The sequence below is a fragment of the Streptomyces diacarni genome, assembly GCF_003323715.1.
Classification (GTDB): domain Bacteria; phylum Actinomycetota; class Actinomycetes; order Streptomycetales; family Streptomycetaceae; genus Streptomyces; species Streptomyces diacarni.
Map to the genome: position 1 here is coordinate 529,048 of NZ_QOIN01000047.1, position 20,594 is coordinate 549,641.

Annotated in this window: 17 protein-coding genes; 5 read left to right on the forward strand and 12 right to left on the reverse strand. The window is 72.3% G+C overall.

The features are described 5' to 3' along the window. Positions 1-130: 130 nt before the first annotated feature. Entirely contained in the window at positions 131-790 is a 660-nt protein-coding gene (locus DTL70_RS21685; protein WP_181861027.1) for a histidine phosphatase family protein, read from the reverse strand. A gap of 101 nt (positions 791-891) precedes the next feature. Then, positions 892-2,220 carry a glutamate-1-semialdehyde 2,1-aminomutase gene (hemL, locus tag DTL70_RS21690; protein ID WP_114023696.1) on the reverse strand — a complete coding sequence of 443 codons (1,329 nt, stop codon included), beginning with the start codon at positions 2,218-2,220 and terminating at the stop codon, positions 892-894. Positions 2,221-2,552: 332 nt separating this feature from the next. On the opposite strand from hemL, the gene DTL70_RS21695 reads away from it, so the two are divergent. Then, positions 2,553-3,143 carry a hypothetical protein gene (locus tag DTL70_RS21695; protein WP_245979503.1) on the forward strand — a complete coding sequence of 197 codons (591 nt, stop codon included), beginning with the start codon at positions 2,553-2,555 and terminating at the stop codon, positions 3,141-3,143. A gap of 308 nt (positions 3,144-3,451) precedes the next feature. Here DTL70_RS21695 and DTL70_RS21700 read toward each other — a convergent pair whose 3' ends face one another. Continuing rightward, positions 3,452-5,272, reverse strand: coding sequence for a BCCT family transporter (locus tag DTL70_RS21700; RefSeq protein ID WP_114023619.1), 1,821 nt, complete (start codon positions 5,270-5,272; stop codon positions 3,452-3,454). A 494-nt stretch (positions 5,273-5,766) separates the two neighbouring features. Between DTL70_RS21700 and DTL70_RS21710 the strand changes: the two genes are divergently transcribed. From DTL70_RS21710 to DTL70_RS21720, 3 genes are all read left to right on the forward strand, one after another. Further along, positions 5,767-6,792, forward strand: coding sequence for a hypothetical protein (locus DTL70_RS21710; RefSeq protein ID WP_114023621.1), 1,026 nt, complete (start codon positions 5,767-5,769; stop codon positions 6,790-6,792). Between the two features lie 224 nt (positions 6,793-7,016). Next, positions 7,017-7,733 carry a DUF3558 domain-containing protein gene (locus tag DTL70_RS21715; protein ID WP_114023622.1) on the forward strand — a complete coding sequence of 239 codons (717 nt, stop codon included), beginning with the start codon at positions 7,017-7,019 and terminating at the stop codon, positions 7,731-7,733. Between the two features lie 139 nt (positions 7,734-7,872). Beyond that, positions 7,873-9,417 (forward strand): DUF2637 domain-containing protein, encoded by a 1,545-nt coding sequence (locus DTL70_RS21720; protein WP_181861015.1) that lies wholly within the window; start codon positions 7,873-7,875, stop codon positions 9,415-9,417. A 22-nt stretch (positions 9,418-9,439) separates the two neighbouring features. Here the strand turns inward: DTL70_RS21720 and lysS are convergent, their stop codons facing one another. Then, positions 9,440-11,185, reverse strand: a complete 1,746-nt coding sequence (gene lysS, locus DTL70_RS21725) for a lysine--tRNA ligase (RefSeq protein ID WP_114023623.1) — start codon at positions 11,183-11,185, stop codon at positions 9,440-9,442. A gap of 138 nt (positions 11,186-11,323) precedes the next feature. Here lysS and argS point away from each other — a divergent pair, with 138 nt between their 5' ends. Continuing rightward, the gene (argS, locus tag DTL70_RS21730) at positions 11,324-13,111 is read left to right on the forward strand and encodes an arginine--tRNA ligase (protein WP_114023624.1); all 1,788 of its coding nucleotides are present in this window, start codon (positions 11,324-11,326) and stop codon (positions 13,109-13,111) included. A gap of 75 nt (positions 13,112-13,186) precedes the next feature. Here the strand turns inward: argS and DTL70_RS21735 are convergent, their stop codons facing one another. From DTL70_RS21735 to DTL70_RS21770, 8 genes are all read right to left on the reverse strand, one after another. Next, complete coding sequence (locus DTL70_RS21735) at positions 13,187-13,753, reverse strand: GAF domain-containing protein (protein ID WP_114023625.1); 567 nt, start codon at positions 13,751-13,753, stop codon at positions 13,187-13,189. After that, complete coding sequence (locus DTL70_RS21740) at positions 13,734-14,324, reverse strand: GTP-binding protein (RefSeq protein ID WP_114023626.1); 591 nt, start codon at positions 14,322-14,324, stop codon at positions 13,734-13,736. Before DTL70_RS21740 ends, DTL70_RS21735 begins: the two co-directional genes overlap by 20 nt. After that, positions 14,302-14,679, reverse strand: a complete 378-nt coding sequence (locus DTL70_RS21745; RefSeq protein WP_114023627.1) for a DUF742 domain-containing protein — start codon at positions 14,677-14,679, stop codon at positions 14,302-14,304. The genes DTL70_RS21740 and DTL70_RS21745 overlap by 23 nt, the downstream gene beginning before the upstream one ends. Positions 14,680-14,683: 4 nt before the next feature. Continuing rightward, on the reverse strand, positions 14,684-15,100 hold the full coding sequence (locus tag DTL70_RS21750; RefSeq protein WP_114023628.1) for a roadblock/LC7 domain-containing protein: 417 nt from the start codon (positions 15,098-15,100) through the stop codon (positions 14,684-14,686). 65 nt (positions 15,101-15,165) lie between these two features. After that, positions 15,166-17,022 carry an ATP-binding protein gene (locus tag DTL70_RS21755; protein WP_147266802.1) on the reverse strand — a complete coding sequence of 619 codons (1,857 nt, stop codon included), beginning with the start codon at positions 17,020-17,022 and terminating at the stop codon, positions 15,166-15,168. 250 nt (positions 17,023-17,272) lie between these two features. After that, complete coding sequence (locus DTL70_RS33640) at positions 17,273-17,629, reverse strand: cupin domain-containing protein (protein WP_181861016.1); 357 nt, start codon at positions 17,627-17,629, stop codon at positions 17,273-17,275. A 308-nt stretch (positions 17,630-17,937) separates the two neighbouring features. After that, complete coding sequence (gene hemB, locus DTL70_RS21765; protein ID WP_114023631.1) at positions 17,938-18,939, reverse strand: porphobilinogen synthase; 1,002 nt, start codon at positions 18,937-18,939, stop codon at positions 17,938-17,940. Beyond that, positions 18,936-20,573, reverse strand: a complete 1,638-nt coding sequence (locus DTL70_RS21770) for a bifunctional uroporphyrinogen-III C-methyltransferase/uroporphyrinogen-III synthase (protein WP_114023698.1) — start codon at positions 20,571-20,573, stop codon at positions 18,936-18,938. The genes hemB and DTL70_RS21770 overlap by 4 nt, the downstream gene beginning before the upstream one ends. Positions 20,574-20,594: the final 21 nt, after the last annotated feature.

A 20,594-nucleotide genomic window follows, 5' to 3' on the forward strand; every position in this document is an offset into this window, starting at 1 on the left:
TTTCGCATGCGCGCCTCCGCGATCTTTCGCGCCCCCCACCGCATGCGTACCCCGCTGCGCTTGGGCAGTCTGCTCCCCCAGCCTCCGGCCGGGAGGTGCCCCCAGCCCCGCGGAACGCCTGCCCACAACCTTAGGCTCCCGCGCTGCGCCCCTGGGCACCCTTGCCGCCGCGGCCCCGCTTCGCCCCACCGCGCAGGTGCGCCGGCACCAGGTCGCGGGCCGGTTCGGTGTAGCCGACGGAGACGATGCGGTCGCCGAGGAAGGTGAAGCTCGTCAGCGAGGCGAGCGTGCACTGGCGGCGGCGCGGGTCGTGCCACAGCCTGCGGTGCTCGACGAAGCTGCGCAGGATCCAGATCGGCAGCTGGTGGCTGACGCACACCGCCTCATGTCCGCGCGCCGCGTCCTTCGCGGTCTCGATCGCGGCGCGCATCCGCACGACCTGTTCGAGGTACGGCTCGCCCCAGGAGGGGCGGAAGGGGTTGCGCAGGTGGCGCCAGTTCTCCGGCCGGCGCAGCGCGCCGTCGCCGACGCCGAAGGTCTTGCCTTCGAAGACGTTGCCGGCCTCGATCAGCCGTGCGTCGGTGGCCAGGTCGAGCCCGTGCGCCTTGGCGACGGGGGTCGCGGTCTCCTGGGCGCGCTCCAGCGGGGAGGCGGCGACGTGGGTGATGTCGCGGCCCTCCAGGTGCTCGGCGACGCGGTCGGCCATGCGGCGGCCGAGGTCGGAGAGGTGGTAGCCGGGTTTGCGTCCGTACAGGACGCCCTCGGGGTTGTGGACCTCGCCGTGCCGCATCACGTGGACGACGGTGACGGTCTTGTCGTCCTTGCGGGCCCCGGTCTCCCCTCCGTCGAGCGCCTGGCTGCCGGTGTTCTCGCTCACGTCCTCGCCCTGGCTCACGCGGGCACCGCCTCGGCGGCGGCGCGGGCTGCGGCCGGCAGCGCGGCGGCGATCCGTTCGATGGCGCGCTCGTCGTGCGCGGCGGAGACGAACCAGATCTCGAAGCCGGACGGCGGCAGGTACACGCCCTGGGAGAGCATCGAGTGGAAGAACGCGGTGAAGCGGAAGGACTCCTGCTTCCTGGCGTCGTCGTACGTGCGGACCCCCGCGTCGCCGTAGTCGCCGAAGAAGACGGAGAACATGGTGCCCGCCGTCTGGACGGTGTGCGCCACGCCCGCCTTGGTCAGCGCCTCGGTGGCCAGCTCGCGCACCTGGCGGGCCGCGGAGTCGACCACGGCGTGCGCGGCGAAGTCGTCCGCGGCCAGCAGCCGCAGCTGGGCGAGGCCCGCGGCGGTGGCGACCGGGTTCCCCGACAGGGTGCCGGCCTGGTAGACGGGGCCTGCCGGGGCGAGGTGGTCCATGACGTCCTTGCGGCCGCCGAACGCGGCGGTGGGGAAGCCGCCGCCCATCACCTTGCCGAAGGTCATCAGATCGGGTGCGACACCGTCGATGCCGTACCAGCCGCGCGGTCCCGCCCGGAAGCCGGTCATGACCTCGTCGGAGATGAAGAGCGCGCCGTCGGCGGCGCACAGGTCCTTGAGCCCCTGGTTGAAGCCGTCGCGCGGCGGGACGATGCCCATGTTGCCCGGCGCGGCCTCGGTGATCACGCAGGCGATCTCGCGGGGGTGCGCGGCGAACGCCTCGCGGACCGCGTCCAGGTCGTTGTACGGCAGCACGATCGTGTCGCCGGCCTGCGCCCCGGTGACCCCCGGCGTGTCCGGCAGGCCCAGCGTGGCGATGCCGGACCCGGCCGAGGCGAGCAGCGCGTCGACGTGCCCGTGGTAGCACCCGGCGAACTTGACGACCTTGGGGCGGCCGGTGAACCCGCGCGCCAGCCGGATCGCCGACATGGTCGCCTCGGTGCCGGAGGAGACCAGGCGTACCTGCTCGACGGGGTCGATCCGGTGCACGATCTCCTCGGCGAGCGCCACCTCGTCCTCGACGGGGGTGCCGAAGGAGGTGCCGCGCTCCACGGCCTGCCGCACGGCCGCGGTGACCTCGGGGTGCGCGTGGCCGAGGATCGTCGGGCCCCAGGAGCAGACGAGGTCGACGTACTCCCTCCCGTCCGCGTCCGTGAGGTAGGGGCCGGAGCCCGACACCATGAACCGGGGCGTTCCGCCCACCCCGCGGAAGGCGCGGACCGGCGAGTTCACGCCTCCTGGTGTCACGGCGGCGGCGCGGTCGAAGAGCGACTGCGATACTGGTGCACTGTACGAGTAAGTCACGAAAGCCATGGTGTCATCAGGCCCGTGTGCGGGGCCTTCGGGGCGTTTCACGCTCCGTGGGACGGGGAGGTCTCTGACACGATGATCGGGCCGCACGGGGACGGCAGTGCGGCCCGGATGAGCAGTCGGGTGGTGACATGCATCGCGGTGGCGGACTGGGAGAGGGGCCCGGCCCCTCGGAGACTGGCCCGGAGCGTGCGCAGGGGCGCCACAGGCGCACTGCGGCGGAGACCGAGAGCGGAACCACGGCGGGGAGAACACACAGCGGTACGGGGCACAGCGGCAGACCGGACGGCGGTGCCGGGCAGCACGGCGGCACGGCACACGACGGCATGCGACACGGCGGCGCCGGGCCGAACGGCCCGGTGGCGGAGGACGGGACGACGAGCGGCAGCGGACTCGTGCGGGGCGGCGGCCTCGGCCAGGGCGCGGGGCTCGCGGGTATCGGCAGCACGGCGAAGATCAGGAGCAGCAGGGGTGGCGGCCGAGTGGGGGTGACCTACAAGTACTTCGGGGCACCGGACGGTGCCACGGCCGCGCGCGTTCCCATCTCGATGCGCCCCGAGGAGCTGGGCGGGGACGAGTTGGGCCAGGGCATGTTCACCAAGATCAAGCCCGAGACGATGGCGGCGATGGTGCTGACGGGGATCGAGGGCATACCGCTGCACCGGGTCCCGCCGCTCGAACTCGTCGTCCTGCACCCGGACTACGCCGTGGTGAAGCTCCCCATGACGGTCGTCGACCCGCTGCGCGGCGTCGGTGACGAGACGGTGGGCGCGGCGGCGTTCATCTGGTCCACGGTCCCCGACCGGGCGGGACCGCAGGACGCCTTCAACGTCTACCAGCTCCTGCACCGCTGGCAGGACTTCTCCGACCGCCTCCACGAGGCGGGCCACCAGGCCTACTGCCTGGTGTGGCCGTAGACACCCGTCCAGCTCCCGCCCACCGCGCGGGCAGCCGTCACGCCGCCCCGCCCCGCCGCGCCTGCGGCTCATCGCGTCCGCCGACCGCACCGCGCGGGTCACCGCGCGCCTCGCGGAGACGGTGGGCGAGGTCACACACCGGGTGCCGCGGCTGACACCGGCCCGCCTGGGTGTACGAGCGGCGGCAGCGGGCGAGCTGACGGCCCACCAGGAGCGCGGGCGCGGCACGACCGCCCACGACGGACGGGCGCCCCGCCACCGTTGGCACGGTGGCGGGGCGCCCGTCGTCGTCGGGTGGGGACCTTCTCTCAGTCCTCGCCCTTGTCGGTGCTCACCCGGCCCGAGGCGGCCGAGTCACCCGAGGCCTTGCCGTTCGACGCACCGCCCGCCTGACCGGAGTCGTCGGCCACCACGGCGTCGGCCACGGCCTGGGCCACCTCGGCGTCCAGGATCTCCGCGTCCAGCTTGGGCGCGTCCGGGTCGACCGGCGCGATCTGGAACTCGAAGTCGCCGCCGTACTGCTCGTGTCCGGCGACCACCGCGCTGCCCACGGCCTCCTCGCCCCGCTCGGTACGGATGATCAGCGGGTCCCTGCGCAGGTCCTTCGAGAGGGCGATGCACAAGCCGATCATCACGACCGTGAAGGGCACCGCCACCAGAATGGTGAGGTTCTTCAGGCCTTCCAGCGCTTCGTCCCCACCACCACCGATCATCAGCATGACCGCGCCGACGGCGCCGGTGAGGACACCCCAGATGATGACGACGCCGCGGCTGGGCTCCAGCGTGCCCCGCTGCGAGAGCGTGCCCATCACGATCGAGGCGGCGTCCGCTCCGGAGACGAAGAAGATGCCGACCAGGAGCATCACGATGAACCCGGTGACGCTGGCGATCGGGTACTCGTTCAGCACGTTGAAGAGCTGCGCCTCCTGGGTGTCGCCCAGGTTGGTGCCGTCGGACTGGAGCTTCATGGCGGTGCCGCCGAAGATGGCGAACCAGATGAGGCTCACGACGCTGGGGACCAGGATCACGCCGCCGACGAACTGGCGGATGGTGCGGCCCCGGCTGATGCGGGCGATGAACATGCCCACGAACGGCGTCCAGGAGATCCACCAGGCCCAGTAGAAGACCGTCCAGCCGGACAGCCACTCGGCCACGCCCTTACCGCTCGAGGAGTCCGTTCGCCCGATCAGCTGCGGCAGGTCACCGAGATAGCTGCCGAGTGAGGTCGGCACCATGTTGAGCATGAGGATCGTCGGGCCGACGATGAAGAGGAAGACCACCAGCAGTCCGGCCAGCACCATGTTGATGTTGGACAGCCACTGGACACCCCTCTCCACGCCGGAGACGGCGGAGAAGACGAACGCCGCCGTCAGCACGACGATGATGGTGACCAGCACGCCGGTGCTGACCTTGCTCGCCCAGCCGGCCTCCTCTATGCCGCTGCCGATCTGGAGCGCGCCCAGACCCAGCGACGCGGCGGAACCGAACAGCGTGGCGAAGATGGCGAGGATGTCGATGACCTTGCCGACACCGCCGTTGGCGGCGCGCTCACCGATCAGCGGGGTGAAGACCGCGCTGATCGTCTGCCGCCTGCCGCGGCGGAAGCAGCTGTAGGCGATGGCGAGGCCGACGACCGCGTAGATCGCCCACGGGTGGAGCGTCCAGTGGAAGAGCGTGGTGGCCAGCGACGTCTGCATCCGGTCCGCGTCGTTGGCCGGGTCGGTGCCGGGCGGGGCGTCGTTGAAGTGGCTCAGCGGCTCGCTCACGCCGTAGAACATCAGCCCGATGCCCATGCCGGCGCTGAACATCATCGCGATCCACGAGACGGTCTTGAACTCCGGCTGCTCCCCCTCCTTGCCGAGGGTGATCTTGCCGTAGCGGCTGAAGGCCAGCCACAGCGAGAAGATCACGAAGCCGGTCGCGGCGAGCACGAAGGCCCAGCCGCCGTTGTGCATCGTCCAGTCGAGCATCGTCTTGGAGACGTCGCCCAGCGAGTCCGTCGCGACCGCGCCCCATACGACGAAGATGAGCGTGAGCAGTGCCGTGACACCGAACACCACGCGATCGGTCTGGGGGCCCCGGGTCAGCCCCCCGCTGGAGGCATGAGCCTCCTCTGTCTCAGGTTTCACGTTTGACTATTGCCCTTCCTCCGGAGGACACGCGTCCTCGTAAGCGCGCGGTCTCTGACATGGATTCGCAGGGCCGCTACCCGGCGCGGATGAAAGTAATCCGGCTGATCAGCGCCCTCCAAAGCCTGATTTTCCGCTCAACTGCCCACAGCAGCAGGGACGTTGTGCGTACCTCGAAAACCGTCACCACGCTGCGTGACCAGTGGAACCCGGTAAGCCTAGGGCCCCTGTCACCGCCGGGAACCCCCGCGGAGGCGTCGGCCAGGGGGTCGTTGCCAATCCGGAACATGGCGCGTCCGCACAGCGGGGCCTCCCACAAGGCCAGGAGAACGGCGAAAGGGAAAAGACTGACTTTGCGCAACATAGGTACCAGGCGACCGGACGCCTGAGCGGCGCGTGCGGTAGACATGGTGCCGTCGCCGCGTCGGCGGAACGCCTCACGGGCGTGCGCGGACGGCGACGCCCCCGACGACGACCCAGCGAGGAGGCCAACCGTGCCGCGGAGGGCAAAGAGGGACGCCGTGCGCGCGTCGTACGCGACCAAGGCCGCACTCGCCCTCGTACTCGCCGGCGCCCTCACCGCCTGCACGGGCTCCTCCGACACCGAGGACGGCAACGACGGCAAGCCGGGAGGCTCCTCCGCCTCACCGAGCGCGGCCGAGCCCGGCAAGTACAGCACCCTGCCCGAGCCGTGCGACGCCGTCGGCACGGGCACCCTGCGCGACCTGCTGCCCGGCGCCGCGGCGGCCGAGGACGAGGGCACGGCGGCCCCCAGCCCGAGCGCCGACCCCTACGAGGGTGAGCCGAGCGCCACCTACGACACCGACCGCAGGGTCGGCTGCCGCTGGAAGAACGCCACCACCCTCAGCACCCGCCATCTGAACATCGACTTCGAGCGGGTGGTCTCCTACGACCCGTCCGTCAGCGACGACGAACAGGCCGCGCAGCTGTACGTCAAGAAGGCCCGCAAGGCGCACATCCCCCTCGCGCCGGGCGACGGCAGCACGGACTCCGGCCCGGGCGGCGACTCCGACTCCGACTCCGGCAAGGACCCGGGCGCGTCGGGCGAGCCGGACAAGAGCGGCGGCAAGACGCCCGAAGGCCACGCCTCGCCGACCGAGGAGTCCGGCAAGGGCCACGAGAGCGACGGAGCAGCCGGGACCGACGAGCACGGCAAGGGCGGCAAAAGCGGCAAGAGCGGCTCGGGCGACGACGGCGGCGAGGACGGCGAGGGCGGGGCGTCGGACTCCCCCGGGTCCGACACCCCCACCCCGGACGAGGACCTGGCCCCCCGCTCCCTGGACGACCTGGCGGACGCCGCCTACCTCGACGACGAGCTGCACACCGCGGACTCCGGCATCCACCGGGACGTCACCCTCGTCTTCCGCACCGCCAACGTGATCGCCACCGTCGAGTACGACCAGTGGGTGACCGACAAACACCGCATCCCGGACAGTGAGGAGCTCCAGGAGAAGGCACGGAAGCTCGCCGGCCACCTCGCGGAACAGTTCGAGGACTGACCGGACCCACCGGACTCACCGGACCGACCAGGCCGACCCTATGGGTACTTTCGCCCCTTTTTCCCGCCCTCCTCTGTGGCCGACCCCACCCTGTGGGCAGTCCCACGCCCCGGAAGGTGCCGCGAAACACCCACATGAGCCCACAGGTTGCGTACCGTTCCGACAGCACCGCTGCCACCCCCCGGCTCGGCACAACTGGTGAAGACCCCGGAAGCGAAGGAACCATGCACCGAAACGCCCCGCGCAACGCCCCTCGACGGAGTAAAACCGTCAGGAACACGCTCGCCTGTGCGGCAGTGGCGCTCCCCGTCCTGCTGGTCGCCGGCTGCTCCTCGGACTCCGACCAGGGCAAAGAATCGGACTCCCCCTCGGCCTCGGCGAGCAAGAAGCCCACCGTGGCGCCCGCCAAGTTCAAGAAGCTGCCCGACGCGTGCAAGAGCCTCGGCAAGGACGCCGTCAAGGACGTCGTGCCCGGCACCGACGACAAGTCGGGCAAGAAGGTCGGCTCCGGTGACGCCGACGACTCCAACAGCTGCCTGTGGAGCGGGCTCGACAAGTACGACTACCGCCAGCTGACCCTCTCCTTCAAGCGCTTCGACTCCGACCCGGCCATCGGCTCGGGCGCCAAGCGCGCCGCGGACCACGCCAAGCAGCAGGTCGACGAGAAGGCCGCCGACAAGAGCAATCGCGACCTCAAGGAGTTCAAGGTCTCCGGCGTCGGCGACGAGGCCTCAGCCGTCGCCTACGAGACCAAGAAGGAAGACACCAAGGGCAAGACCTCCGAGTACCGGGCCGAACGCCTGGTCACCCGTGTCGCCAACGTCGTGGTCACCGTCGACTACGAGGGCGCCGGCTTCGAGGACGCCAAGAAGCCGGACGCCGACGAGGTGAAGAAAAAGGCCGAGAAGGCGGCCAAGGAAGCGGTCAAGCAGATCAAGTGACCGCCACGTCGCCCACCGCGTCCCGGAGCCCGGCCCGTCCGCACGGAGGCCGGGCTCCGCGCGTGCCGGCGGTCCGGAGTGTGCCAAGGTGGGCGCGCCAGTTTCCGAGGGCGGGTTCCAGAGGGTGGGGACAACTCCAGTGCAGGGCGTACAACTGACCCGAATACACCGCATACTGATCACTGTCGTCATCGCCGGCGCCATGGTGATCGCCGCGATCGGCTTCGCGGGCTCCTACGCGGCCGTCCGCGACCTCGCGGAACGCAAGGGCTTCGGCGCCTTCGCCCCGTTCTTCCCCGTAGGGGTCGACGCCGGCATCGTCGTCCTGCTCGCCCTGGACCTGCTGCTGACGTGGATCCGCATCCCGTTTCCGCTGCTGCGGCAGACCGCCTGGCTCCTGACGGCCGCCACCATCGCCTTCAACGGCGCCGCCGCCTGGCCCGACCCGCTCGGTGTGGGCATGCACGCGGTCATCCCGGTGCTCTTCGTCGTCACCGTGGAAGCGGCGCGGCACGCCACCGGACGCGTCGCCGCCATCACCGCGGACAAGCACATGGAGGGTGTGCGCCTCTCCCGCTGGATGCTGGCCTTCCCCTCCACCTTCCTGCTGTGGCGGCGGATGAAGCTGTGGGAGCTGCGCAGCTACGACCAGGTGATCCGGATGGAGCAGGACCGGCTCATCTACGAGACCCGGCTGCGCGCCCGGTACGGACGTGCCTGGCGGCGCCGGGCGCCCGTGGAGGCGCTGATGCCTCTGAAACTCGTCCGCTACGGGGTGCCGCTGCGCGAGACGGCGCCCGAGGCGACCAGGCTGCCCGAGTCCGCACCCGAGGCGACCAGGCTGCCCGAGCCGGCGCCCGCGGTGGCCGCGGTCGGGACGGGGACGGGGGCCGGGCCCGATGACAGCCCGCCGCCCGCGCAGGTTCCGCACGACGCGCAGGCCGCGTGGGAGCCCGCCCCGCAGCACGAGACCGCACCCGAACCCGCCGCCTCCGTCACCCCCGTTCCCCCTCCCGCGCCCGTACCCGAGACCGCACCCGAAGCCGAACCCGAAGCCGAACCCGCCCCGTCGACGGAGGCCGGGAACGCGCCGCCCCCGGAGGCCGGACCCGCCGGCGGGCAGGGCGCGCACACCGCGTCGGGGCCCGCGGCCCAGCGCCCTGCGGCGGAGTTCCCCGTGCCGGTGGCTCCCGGCCGCTACCGGCGCCTGGCGGAGCCGGCGGCGGCCACGTCGGAAGCCCTGTCGGAAGCCCCGGCACCGGCGGCTCCCGCGCCGGTCGAGGAGCTGTTCATCGAGCCCACGCCTCCCCAGCCCGCCCCCCACGAGGGACCGGAGCAGCCCGGCGCGCACGCCCACGCGAGCGCGGAGACGCACCCGGGCACGGAGGCGTACCCGGCCCCGGACACGCGTCCGGGCCCGTTCGAGGACGAGGACCCCTACGGCGGCGACGAGCCCGTCGGCATCCCCGACGGCATCCCCCGCGAGGAGGTCTACTTCGAGGCGTACCGCCACTACGTCGCCTCGCACGGCGCCTTCCCCACCGCGCGGCACCTCTCCCGCACCCTGCACGACGGTTTCGGGGTCACCACGGTGGACGGCAGGCTGCTGAGCGAGACCTACCTGGGCACGTACATGCGCGAGTTCAAGGACCGCTACAACACCGAGATGGGGCTCGCGGGGTAGCGGTCCGCGGACTCGGCCGGTGTCACGCCTCCAGCAGCTTGCGGACCCGCTCGGCGCCCACCGCGAGCAGCAGCGTGGGCAGGCGGGGGCCGGTCTCGCGGCTGACGAGGAGCCGGTAGAGCAGGGCGAAGAAGCCGCGCTGGGAGACCTTCAGTTCCGGGGTCGGCTTCGCGTCGGGGGCGAGCCCCGCCTGGATCTTCGGCACGCCGTACACCAGGGAGGTGAGGCCCTCCAGCGACCAGTTCGCCTCCAGGCCTTCCAGGAGCAGCCGCAGCGACTCGCGCTGCTGCTCGTCCAGCGAGGCGAGGAGTTCGGCGTCGGGCTCGTCGCGGACCCGGGTGCGCTGGTCGGCGGGGACCTGGGTGGTGATCCACCGGTGGGCGCGGTCGAGGCGGGGGCGGACCTCGTCCAGGTTGTGCACCGGGTGGGCGGGGTCGAGCTCGCTGAGGATGCGCAGGGTCTGCTCCTGCTGGCCGCCGGTGATGTCGGCGACCGAGGCGAGGGTGCGGTAGGGCAGCGGGCGCTCGGTGAGTGTGAGGGGGCCCAGGGCGGTGGTCGAGGCGCGGGTGTGCGCCGCGATGTCGGCGGGCTGTGCGCTGCCGTCGGCGATCTTGCGGCCGAGCGCGTCCCACTCGTCGTAGGTGCGCTGGATCTCCTGGTCGAAGGCGACCTTGAAGGACTGGTTGGGCTTGCGCCGCGCGTACAGCCAGCGCAGCAGCGGGGCCTCCATGATCTGGAGGGCGTCGGCGGGGGTGGGGACGCCGCCCTTGGAGGAGGACATCTTGGCCATGCCGCTGATGCCGACGAAGGCGTACATCGGGCCGAGGGGCTGCTGCCCGCCGAAGATCTCCTTGACGAGCTGGCCGCCGACGACGAACGAGGAGCCCGGGGACTGGTGGTCCACGCCCGAGGGTTCGAAGACGACGCCCTCGTACGCCCAGCGCATCGGCCAGTCGACCTTCCACACCAGCTTGCCGTGGCGGAAGGTGCGCAGCTCGACGGTCTCGCCGTGGCCGCACCGGCAGGTGTAGGTCAGCTCGGTGGTCGCGTCGTCGTAGGCGGTGACCGTGGTCAGGTCGCGGCCGCAGGCGGTGCAGTAGGGCTTGTACGGGTAGTAGGCGGAGCCGGCGCCCGCGCCCGAGCCGTCGTCCTCGGCCGCCGCGCCGGAGCCCTGGGCGGCCTCGACCTCGGCCTCGTCGGGCTTCTGCTGCTTGTGCTGGGGCTTCTTGCCGCCGCCCTTGGCTTCCTTCTCCAGCGTGCGGTAGCGGTCCAGCACCGCGTCGATGCGCTCGCGCTCGCGCATGGCGAAGAGGATCTGCTCGGTGTAGACGCCCGAGGTGTACTGCGCGGTCTGGCTGATGCCGCGGTACTCCACGCCGAGTTCCAGCAGCGACGCCTCCATGGCGGCCCTGAAGTGCTCGGCCCAGCTGCCGTACGGGCTGCCGGCGGGTGCGGGCACGGCGGTCAGGGGGCGGCCGATGTGCTGGTCCCAGGAGGCGTCGACGCCCTCGACGCCTGCCGGGACCTTGCGGAACCGGTCGTAGTCGTCCCAGGACAGCAGGTGCTCGCAGTCCAGACCGCGGCGCTTGATCTCGTCGGCGACCAAGTGGGGCACCATGACCTCGCGCAGGTTGCCCAGGTGGATGGGGCCCGAGGGGCTCAGGCCTGACGCGCAGACGATCTTTTTGAGGCCGCGCCGCTCCGCTTCGGCGATGACGTCATCGGCGATACGGGAGACCCAGTCGGCCTCATGGGTGGTCAAAGCCACGTCCGGCACTTCCTTCTCGTCGCGCTCTTCAAACCTGCGCCGCCATTGTCCCACCCCGGAACGCGGCGGCGCTCCCCACTGCGCGCGTGGGATACTGGACGGCGCATCCAGCCACCCCGACGGAACGGTCAGCACTCCATGGCTACGGTCCCCTCTCTCGCCGCTACGGTCCGCCTGCGCGTCTCGGACGCCCTCTCGGCTGCTCTGCCGGAGGCCGCCTCCGCCGACCCGCTGCTGCGACGTAGCGACCGGGCGGACTTCCAGGCCAACGGAATGCTGGCGCTCGCCAAGCAGCTGAAGGGCAATCCGCGGGAGCTGGCGGCGAAGGTCACCGAGGCGGTGCCCGCGCAGGAGGAGGCCGCCGGGAACGCGGTGATCGCCGGGATCGAGGTCTCGGGCCCCGGCTTCCTCAACATCACCGTCGCCGACCGGGCGATCGTCGAGAACCTGGCCGCCCGCCGGCAGGACGAGCGCCTGGGCGTGCCGTACGCGGACGACCCCGGCACGACGGTGATCGACTACTCGCAGCCGAACGTCGCCAAGGAGATGCACGTCGGGCACCTGCGCTCGACGGTGATCGGCGACGCCGTCGTGCACCTGCTCGAACACCGGGGCGAGACGGTGATCCGGCGCCACCACATCGGCGACTGGGGCACCAACTTCGGCATGCTCATCCAGTATCTGATCGAGCACCCGCACGAGCTGGACCACGCCTCGGACACGGCGGGTGCCAAGGACGCGGGCGAGGCCGCCATGGCCCGGCTCAACCGGCTCTACAAGTCCTCCCGCGCCCTCTTCGACTCCGACGAGGGCTTCAAGGCCCGCGCCCGCGACCGGGTGCCGGCCCTGCAGAGCGGCGACGCGGAGACGCTGACGCTCTGGCACAAGATCGTGGACGAGTCCAAGACGTACTTCCAGGGTGTCTACGACGAGCTGGACGTCGAGATCCGCGACGCGGACATCGTCGGCGAGAGCGCCTACAACGACGACCTCCAGCAGGTGGTCAAGGACCTGGAGGAGTCCGGGGTCGCCGTGCGCTCCGAGGGCGCGCTGTGCGTCTTCTTCGAGGACGTCAAGGGCCCCGACGGCACGCCCACCCCGCTGATCGTCCAGAAGTCCAACGGCGGCTTCGGCTACGCGGCCACCGACCTGGCCGCCATCCGCAACCGCGTCGGCGACCTGAAGGCCGACACCCTGCTGTACGTGGTCGACGCCCGCCAGGCGCTGCACTTCCGCATGGTGTTCGAGACGGCGCAGCGCGCCGGCTGGCTGCCCGAGGGCGCCGCCAGGCAGCTCCCGTTCGGCACCGTGCTGGGCAAGGACGGCAAGCCGTTCAAGACCCGCGAGGGCGAGACGGTGCGCCTGGTCGACCTGCTGGACGAGGCGGTGGAGCGCGCGGCGGCCGTCGTCCGCGAGAAGGCCGACGCGAGCGTGACCGAGGAGGAGATCCAGCGGCGCGCCCAGCAGGTCGGTATCGGCGCGGTCAAGTACGCGGACCTGTCCAACTCGATGACGCGCGACTACGTCTTCGACCTGGACCGCATGGTCTCCCTCCAGGGCGACACCAGCGTCTACCTCCAGTACGCGTACGCGCGGGTCCGCTCGATCTTCCGCAAGGCGGGCGGGCTGGAGCCCGTGCCGCACCCGGAGCGGGAGCTGGTCCCGGCCGAGCGGACGCTGGCCCTGCACCTGGACGGCTTCGCGGACACGCTGGTGACGGCGGCCGACGAGTACGCGCCGCACAAGCTGACGGCGTACCTGTACGAACTGGCCACGCTCTACAGCCGGTTCTTCGAGAACTGCCTCGTCCTCGACCCGGCGGAGCCCGAGCAGTCCGAGAACCGCCTGTTCCTGTGCGAGATGACCGCGAAGGTCCTCCACCAGGGCCTGGCGCTGCTCGGCATCCGCACGCCCGAGCGGCTGTGAGCCGGGGCCTGACGCGCGGCTCGCGCCGGGCCCGCGCACCCCGCGCGGCCGCGAAGGGCCGGCGGGGTCGCGCGGTCACGACGGGTGGACGCCGCGCAGGATCTCCTCCCGCAGTTCGGCGGCCATCGTCTTGATGGTCCGCAGCCCCTGCCTGCCCCACGGGCGCGGCCGCTGGTCGACGACGCAGATCGTGCCCAGCGGCATGCCCGAGGGGTCGAGCAGCGGCGCGCCCAGGTAGGACTTGATGCCCACCTCGTCCACGACGGGGTTGACGGCGAACCGGGCGAAGTCGCGCACGTCCTCCAGCACCAGCGCGGTACGCCGGGCCACGACGTGCACGCAGAAGCCGTGGTCGCGCTCCATCACCCGGCCCACGCCGCCGTCCGGGTCGACCGGGCCCTTCTCCGGGTCCATCGTCGAGTCGTACAGGCCCGAGAAGTACTGCCGCCGCTCGTCGATGAAGTTGACCATCGCGAAGGGCGCGTCCGTGACCCGGGCCAGCTCCCGCGCGAAGGCGTCGAACTCGGGTATGGGCCGCTCGCCGATGCCCAACTCCTTGAGCCGGGCCACCCGCGCGGGCGCCTCGGTGTCCTGCGGGGTCACCAGCAGGCGGGCCGTGAGGTCAAGCGGTGTGAACGGCATGCGCGCTCCTCGGGTCGATCAGGTGCTGGATGAGGGAGATGAGGACCCCGGTGGCGGAGTCGGGGGCGCGGGCGTCGCACAGGACGACGGGGACGCCCGGGTCGAGGTCGATCGCCGCTCGCACCTCGTCGGGGTTGTAGCGGTGGGATCCCTCGAACTCGTTGACGGCCAGCACGAAGCGGATGCCGCGCCGCTCGAAGTAGTCCACGGCGGGGAAGCAGTCTTCGAGACGCCGGGTGTCCGCCAGCACCACGGCGCCCAGCGCCCCGGCGGACAGCTCGTCCCACATGAACCAGAAGCGGTCCTGGCCCGGCGTGCCGAACAGGTACAGGACGTACCCCGCCTCGAAGGTGAGGCGCCCGAAGTCCATGGCCACGGTGGTCGTCGTCTTCTCCTCCACCCCCTCCAGGCTGTCGGTGGCCGCGCCGACCTGCGTCAAAAGCTCCTCGGTGCTCAGCGGGTCGATCTCGCTGACGGCCCCCACGAAGGTCGTCTTGCCGACCCCGAACCCGCCCGCGACGATGATCTTCAGCGCGGTCGGGAAGGGGTCAGAGTCTTCTACGGAGCCCATCCAGCACCGCCTCCAACAGTTCTCGGTCGTTCGTGGCGGGGCCCTGCAGATGTACGGGGCCACGCGTGGTGACGGCGCCGCAGTCCACCAGGTCCGACAGCACCACCTTGGTGACGGTGGCGGGCAGGTGGACGGTCGCGGCGATCTCGGCGACGGACACGGGCCCGCCGCACAGTCCGAGCACCTGGCTGTGCTCGGGACCCAGGTAGCCGTCCGGGCGGACACCGGTCGCCAGCACCAGCGTCAGCAGATCCAGATCGGCCGAAGGCCTGGTGCGTCCCTCGCTGACGGTGTACGGGCGGACCAGCCGGCCCGCGTCGTCGTCGAGCCAGGGCTCGTCGGGGGCTCCTGGCATGGCGTCAGGCGCCGCGAGGCTGCCGGGCCGGTGTCGCCAGGTACGGGCGGACGCTCTTGACCAGCATGGCCATCTCGTAGCCGAGCACGCCCGCGTCCGCCTCGCTCCCCGCGAACACGGCCAGGCAGGCGCCGTGGCCCGCGGTGCTGACGAACAAGAGCGAGCTGTCCAGCTCGACCACCACCTGGCGCACGTCGTCGCCGCCCGCGAAGCGCACCCCGGCGCTGCGGCCCAGCGAGTACAGGCCCGAGGCGAGCGCCGCCATGTGGTCCGCCGTGTCGGTCTCCAGCCCGTGCGCCGCCTTCACCAGCCCGTCCGAGGACAGCAACAGGGCGCTGCGCGCATGCGGTACGCGCTCGACCAGTCCTGTCAGCAGCCAGGACAGGTTCACCGTCTGCTGTCGCGGGGGTGCTTCACTCATCTGGATCGCGTCTTCCTCTCGGTGGGCCGGGCTGTTGCCAGGAGTCGGTGGGCCGGATCGCCGCCTCAAGGGGCCGGCCTGTCGCCGTGCGGCGGGGCCGGGGCGGGCCCGGGTGGCGCGCCCCGGCCCCGCTCCTCGGCCCCCGTGCCGGTCCGTGCCTCGCCCCCGGCTTCTGTCTCGGCCTCGGTTTCCGTCTCGGCCTCGGTTTCCGTCTCGGCCCGGACGGTGCCGCGCTGGAACGCCGCCATCAGCCCCGGGTCGTGCACAGGTTCGTCGGCCCGGACGCCGGAGGAGGCCGCGCGCGGCGGCGCGTCCCGCAGCTCGGGAACGAGGTGCTCCTGACGGCGCCGCCGAGGCAACCGGGGCCGCTCGTCGCCCCCGGGACCGGGACCGGGCCCGGGACCTGCGGACGGCTGCGGGGACGGCGGCCCGAACGGGGGTGGCGGCACCGGCGCGTGCTGCGGCCCGTGAGACGGCGCCGACCGCGACTCGTGCGGCGGCGCCGGCCTCGGCTCGGGGGCCGGCGCCGGCCGCGATACGGGCGGCACCTCGGGGGCGCGGTGCCGCCCTGCCCGCACCGGGAGGGTGCGCTCCGACACCCGGTCCCGCGGGGCCGCGGGGGCCGGGCCCCCGCCCGCGGACGCCGCTGCCGGACGGTTCCCGGCGTCCGAACGCCGGGGCGCGGCCGCCGCCTTGGGACGCTCCTCGCGGGCGCCCAGCATGGCGTGGGGCAGGACGAGGACGGCCTGGATGCCGCCGTAGATGTTGGTGCGGAGCTGGACGGCGATGTCGTGCCGCCTGGCGAGGGTGGAGACGACGTACATGCCGATGCGCCCGTCGGACAGCAGCGCGGCGACGTCGACGCTCTCGGGGTCGGCCAGCAGCGCGTTCATGCGGCGCTGTTCGGCTCCGGTCATGCCCAGTCCGCGGTCCTCCACCTCCACGGCGAGCCCCGCGGTCACGTGGGAGGCGCGCAGCAGCACCTGCGTCTGCGGCGCGGAGTAGACCGTCGCGTTCTCCACCAGTTCGGACAGCAGGTGGATGACGTCGGCGACGGCGCCGCCGCGCACGGTGCCCTCCAGGGGCGGCACCAGTTTGACGCGCTGGTAGTGCTCGACCTCGGCGGTGGCCGAGCGGAGGATCTCGGTGAGCGGTACGGGCCGGGTCCACTGGCGCCGGGAGACGGCGCCGCCGAGGACCGCCAGGTTCTCGGCGTAGCGGCGCACGCGGGTAGCCAGGTGGTCGACCTGGAAGACGCCCTTGAGGATGTCGGGGTCCTCGACCTGGTTCTCCAACTCGTCCAGGACCTTGATCTCGCGGTGCAGCAGCGACTGGAGCCGGCGGGCGAGGTTGACGAAGACGGCGACCCGGTCGTCCGCGCCGAGCCCCTGCCGCCGCTCTTCCTCGCCACTGCCCGCCGCGTGGCCGGTGGCGCCGCGCGCGGCCAGGTGGGCGGCCTGTGCCACCGCGCTGTGCGCGGCGTGCCGCGCGAGGGCCAGTTCGTGGGCGAGCGGCTCCAGGGGGTCGCCGCCGGGCCGGGGTTCGGGCGCGGGCGCGGGCCGGGGCGCGGTGAGCGGTTCGCCCGCCTGGAGCCTGCGCAGTTGCGCCGCCGTCTCGGCGCGGCCGCGCTCGGCCGCGCGGCGCAGTTCGGCGTGGCGCGCCTGACTCGTGCGCGCCTGGGTGGTGGCGGTCCGCAGGCCGGTGGCGAGTGCCGCGGCCGCGACGAGTAACGCCCCGGCGAGCACGCCGACGGCGGCGGCGTCGTCGAAACCGGTTCGCGCGGCCGCCGTCCCGGCGGGTTCCCACGCGTTCCACAGGTAGGCCACGGCTCCGGCGCCGGCGAGTGCGACGACGACGGCGGGCACCGTCGCCAGCCGTATCAGACGGCGGCGTACCACCGCGTCCGCTGGAGATTGAGGCATCGATTCCCTCGGTGATTCCGCTGCGATTCCGCTGCGAACAAGGAGCGTCCCCGCCCGGCTGGAGAACGGTCCTTCTCCCGCCGGGCGGCGTGGGTCCAGCCATGGTGCTACGGCGCAGGCCGCGATGCGGGGCCCCGTCACAACTGCCACACAACTGGGACGAGTTCGACAGCGAGGTATACGAAAACGAACGAATGCGAGCGGAGACCGGCCGACCCCGGTCACCGGGATCGGCCGGACCTCCCGGGCCTCAGCGCTCGGGGAAGAACGCGTACAGCAGGCAGCCCTGCTCGCTGTGCGGCTGGTGGGTGGAGCCCCTGGCCCCCCGCACCCGGCTGCCCGCCGGGTAGCGGCCGCCCTCGTCCCTGAGCTCTCCCTCGACGACGACCAGGATCTCGCTGCTGTCGCCGTGGTGGTCGGGCTCGGTGTAGCCGGACCCCGGGGCGAACCGCACGTAGGCCTCGCGCGGCAACGCGTCCGAGCCGTCCGCGGGGCTGGTCCAGCTGACCACCCGGGCGCTCACCCCGGGGTACAGCTCGATCGGGTCGATGCCCTCCAGTGCCTGGGCGTCGACCACATGGAAGTCGGGGCGCGCGGAAGTCGTCACGATGTGCTCCTCTTTCTCTGCGGTGGCGCTGCGACAAAGGGGACTTCGCGAGACGGGAGAGGTGCGCCGTCGAAGTCGCGCGGGGTCAAGCCGCCCAGCACAGTGCGATGACATGACGTCAACTGCCTCGGCGGCGGCGGGACTTCGCCCGCCGCCGCGCCATTCGAACAAGGCCCGAAGAGCGTAAGTGATCCTTCCGGCTCCCACAACGGAAACGGGCGTTAATTGAGCGGACAACGACAAGGGCCCCATCCCTGGCGGATGGGGCCCTCAACCCGGCCGGCCCCTCGGAGGCCGGCCGGCTCGGTTCAGTACCGCGCGCGCAGCAGCCCAGCGGCCTCCGTCGCCCAGTAGGTGAGGATCATGTTCGCGCCGGCCCGGGTGAAGCTGGTCAGCGACTCCAGGACAGCCGCCTCGCGGTCGATCCAGCCCTTCTCCGCCGCCGCCTCGACCATCGCGTACTCGCCCGAGACCTGGTAGACGCCGACCGGCACCTCGGTCCGCTCGGCGAAGTCCCGCAGGACGTCCAGGTAGGGCAGGCCCGGCTTGACCATCACCATGTCCGCACCCTCGGCCAGATCGAGCGACAGCTCGCGCAGCGCCTCACGCGCGTTGGCCGGGTCCTGCTGATACGTCTTGCGGTCGCCCTGGAGCGAAGAGCCGACGGCCTCGCGGAAGGGGCCGTAGAACGCGGAGGAGTACTTCGCCGTGTAGGCGAACAGGGCCACGTCCTGGTGCCCCGCCTCCTCCAGCGCCGCGCGGACGTACGCGATCTGGCCGTCCATCATGCCGCTGGGGCCCAGCACATGGGCGCCCGCGTCGGCCTGGACGCGGGCCATCTCGGCGTACCGCTCAAGCGTCGCGTCGTTGTCCACGCGGCCGTCCCCGGTGAGCACCCCGCAGTGGCCGTGGTCGGTGTACTCGTCCAGGCACAGGTCGGACATCAGCACCAGCGCGTCACCGACCTCGGCCCGCACGTCCCGCAGCGCCACCTGGAGGATGCCCTCCGGATCGGTGCCCGCGGTGCCCACCGCGTCCTTCTTCGCGTCCTCGGGCACGCCGTAGAGCATCAGCCCGCCGACGCCCGCCTCGGCCGCCTCCACGGCGGCCTTCCGCAGCGTGTCCCTGGTGTGCTGCACGACGCCCGGCATCGAGCCCACCGGCACAGGCGCGCCGATGCCCTCCCGCACGAAGGCGGGCAGGATCAGATCGGACGGCCTGGTGTGGTGCTCGGCGACCAGCCGGCGCATGGCCGGGACGCTGCGCAGCCGCCGCGGCCTGGCAGCCGGGAAGCTGCCGTAGGCGCTCATGATGTGCGTGCCCTCCTCCTGGCCGGGCGCTTCTCGCTCGGCCGCTTCACCTGCTCGCCCGCCTCCAGCGCGGCGGCGCGGCGCTGGGCGCCGAAGTCGGCGAGCGTCTCGGCCAGCTTGTGCACGGACGGTTCGGGAGCCATCACGTCCACCCGCAGCCCGTGCTCCTCCGCCGTCTTGGCCGTGGCAGGGCCGATACAGGCGATGACGGTGACGTTGTGCGGCTTGCCGGCGATACCGACCAGGTTGCGCACGGTGGACGACGAGGTGAACAGCACCGCGTCGAACCCGCCGCCCTTGATGGCCTCCCGGGTCTCGGCGGGCGGCGGCGAGGCGCGCACGGTGCGGTACGCGGTCACGTCGTCCACCTCCCAGCCCAGCTCGATCAGCCCGGCCACCAGCGTCTCGGTGGCGATGTCGGCGCGCGGCAGGAACACCCGGTCGATCGGGTCGAAGACCGGGTCGTAGGGCGGCCAGTCCTCCAGCAGCCCGGCGGCCGACTGCTCGCCGCTGGGCACCAGGTCCGGCTTCACACCGAACTCGACCAGCGCCCTCGCGGTCTGCTCGCCCACCGCCGCGACCTTGATCCCGGCGAACGCGCGGGCGTCGAGCCCGTACTCCTCGAACTTCTCGCGCACCGCCTTGACGGCGTTGACCGAGGTGAAGGCGATCCACTCGTAGCGGCCCGTGACCAGACCCTTGACCGCGCGCTCCATCTGCTGCGGGGTACGCGGCGGCTCCACGGCGATCGTCGGCACCTCGGCCGGCACGGCGCCGTAGGAGCGCAGCTGGTCGGAGAGGGAGGCCGCCTGCTCCTTGGTGCGCGGCACCAGGACCTGCCAGCCGAACAGCGGCTTGGACTCGAACCAGGCCAGCTGGTCGCGCTGCGCCGGGGCACTGCGCTCGCCGACCACGGCTATGACGGACTGCCCGCCGTCGGGCGAGGGCAGCACCTTGGCCTGCTTGAGGGTCTGCGTGATCCCCCCGAGCGTCGCGGCGAAGGTGCGCTGCCGGGTCGTGGTGCCCGCCAGCGTGACGGTCATCGGGGTGTCCGGCTTGCGGCCCGCGGCCACCAGCTCGCCCGCCGCCGCGGAGACCTCCTGGAGCGTCGTGGAGACGACGACGGTCGCGTCGCTGACGCCCAGCTCGGTCCAGCAGCGGTCGTCCGCCGTGGCCGCGTCGACGAACCGCACGTCCGTACCCTGCCCGTCGCGCAGCGGCACACCGGCGTAGGCCGGCACGCCCACGGCCGCGGCGACGCCCGGCACGACCTCGAACGGGATGCCCTCGCCCGCCAGCGCGAGCATCTCCCTGGCGGCGTCCGAATCCATCCCCGGGTCACCCGCGACCGCACGGACGACCCGCTTGCCCGCGCGCGCGGCGGCTATGGCAGACTCGCCCGCATCGATGGCCACATCGCCCGCCGGTGCGGAGGCAGTTGACGCCTCGTCAGTGACCGGCTGGAGCGGTGTGTCCACACCCGGGCGGGTGTGAACGCGCACGACGTCATGCACGCGGGAGTCGGCGACGAGCACGTCGGCCTGCCCCAGCGCCTCGACGGCGCGCAACGTCAGCAGACCCGGATCTCCGGGCCCGGCGCCCAGGAAGGTGACGCGGCCCTGCGCACCGTGCAGGTGCGCTCTCTTCGCGAATGC

Coding starts and splice junctions, on each gene's coding strand:
- DTL70_RS21685 (WP_181861027.1), bottom strand. CDS start 790: ATGCGGCACGGCGAGGTCCACAACCCCGAGGGCGTCCTGTACGGACGC.
- DTL70_RS21735 (WP_114023625.1), bottom strand. CDS start 13,753: ATGCCGTTCACACCGCTTGACCTCACGGCCCGCCTGCTGGTGACCCCG.
- DTL70_RS21740 (WP_114023626.1), bottom strand. CDS start 14,324: ATGGGCTCCGTAGAAGACTCTGACCCCTTCCCGACCGCGCTGAAGATC.
- argS (WP_114023624.1), top strand. CDS start 11,324: ATGGCTACGGTCCCCTCTCTCGCCGCTACGGTCCGCCTGCGCGTCTCG.
- DTL70_RS21750 (WP_114023628.1), bottom strand. CDS start 15,100: ATGAGTGAAGCACCCCCGCGACAGCAGACGGTGAACCTGTCCTGGCTG.
- hemB (WP_114023631.1), bottom strand. CDS start 18,939: ATGAGCGCCTACGGCAGCTTCCCGGCTGCCAGGCCGCGGCGGCTGCGC.
- DTL70_RS21755 (WP_147266802.1), bottom strand. CDS start 17,022: ATGCCTCAATCTCCAGCGGACGCGGTGGTACGCCGCCGTCTGATACGG.
- DTL70_RS21745 (WP_114023627.1), bottom strand. CDS start 14,679: ATGCCAGGAGCCCCCGACGAGCCCTGGCTCGACGACGACGCGGGCCGG.
- DTL70_RS21695 (WP_245979503.1), top strand. CDS start 2,553: ATGCGACACGGCGGCGCCGGGCCGAACGGCCCGGTGGCGGAGGACGGG.
- DTL70_RS21715 (WP_114023622.1), top strand. CDS start 7,017: ATGCACCGAAACGCCCCGCGCAACGCCCCTCGACGGAGTAAAACCGTC.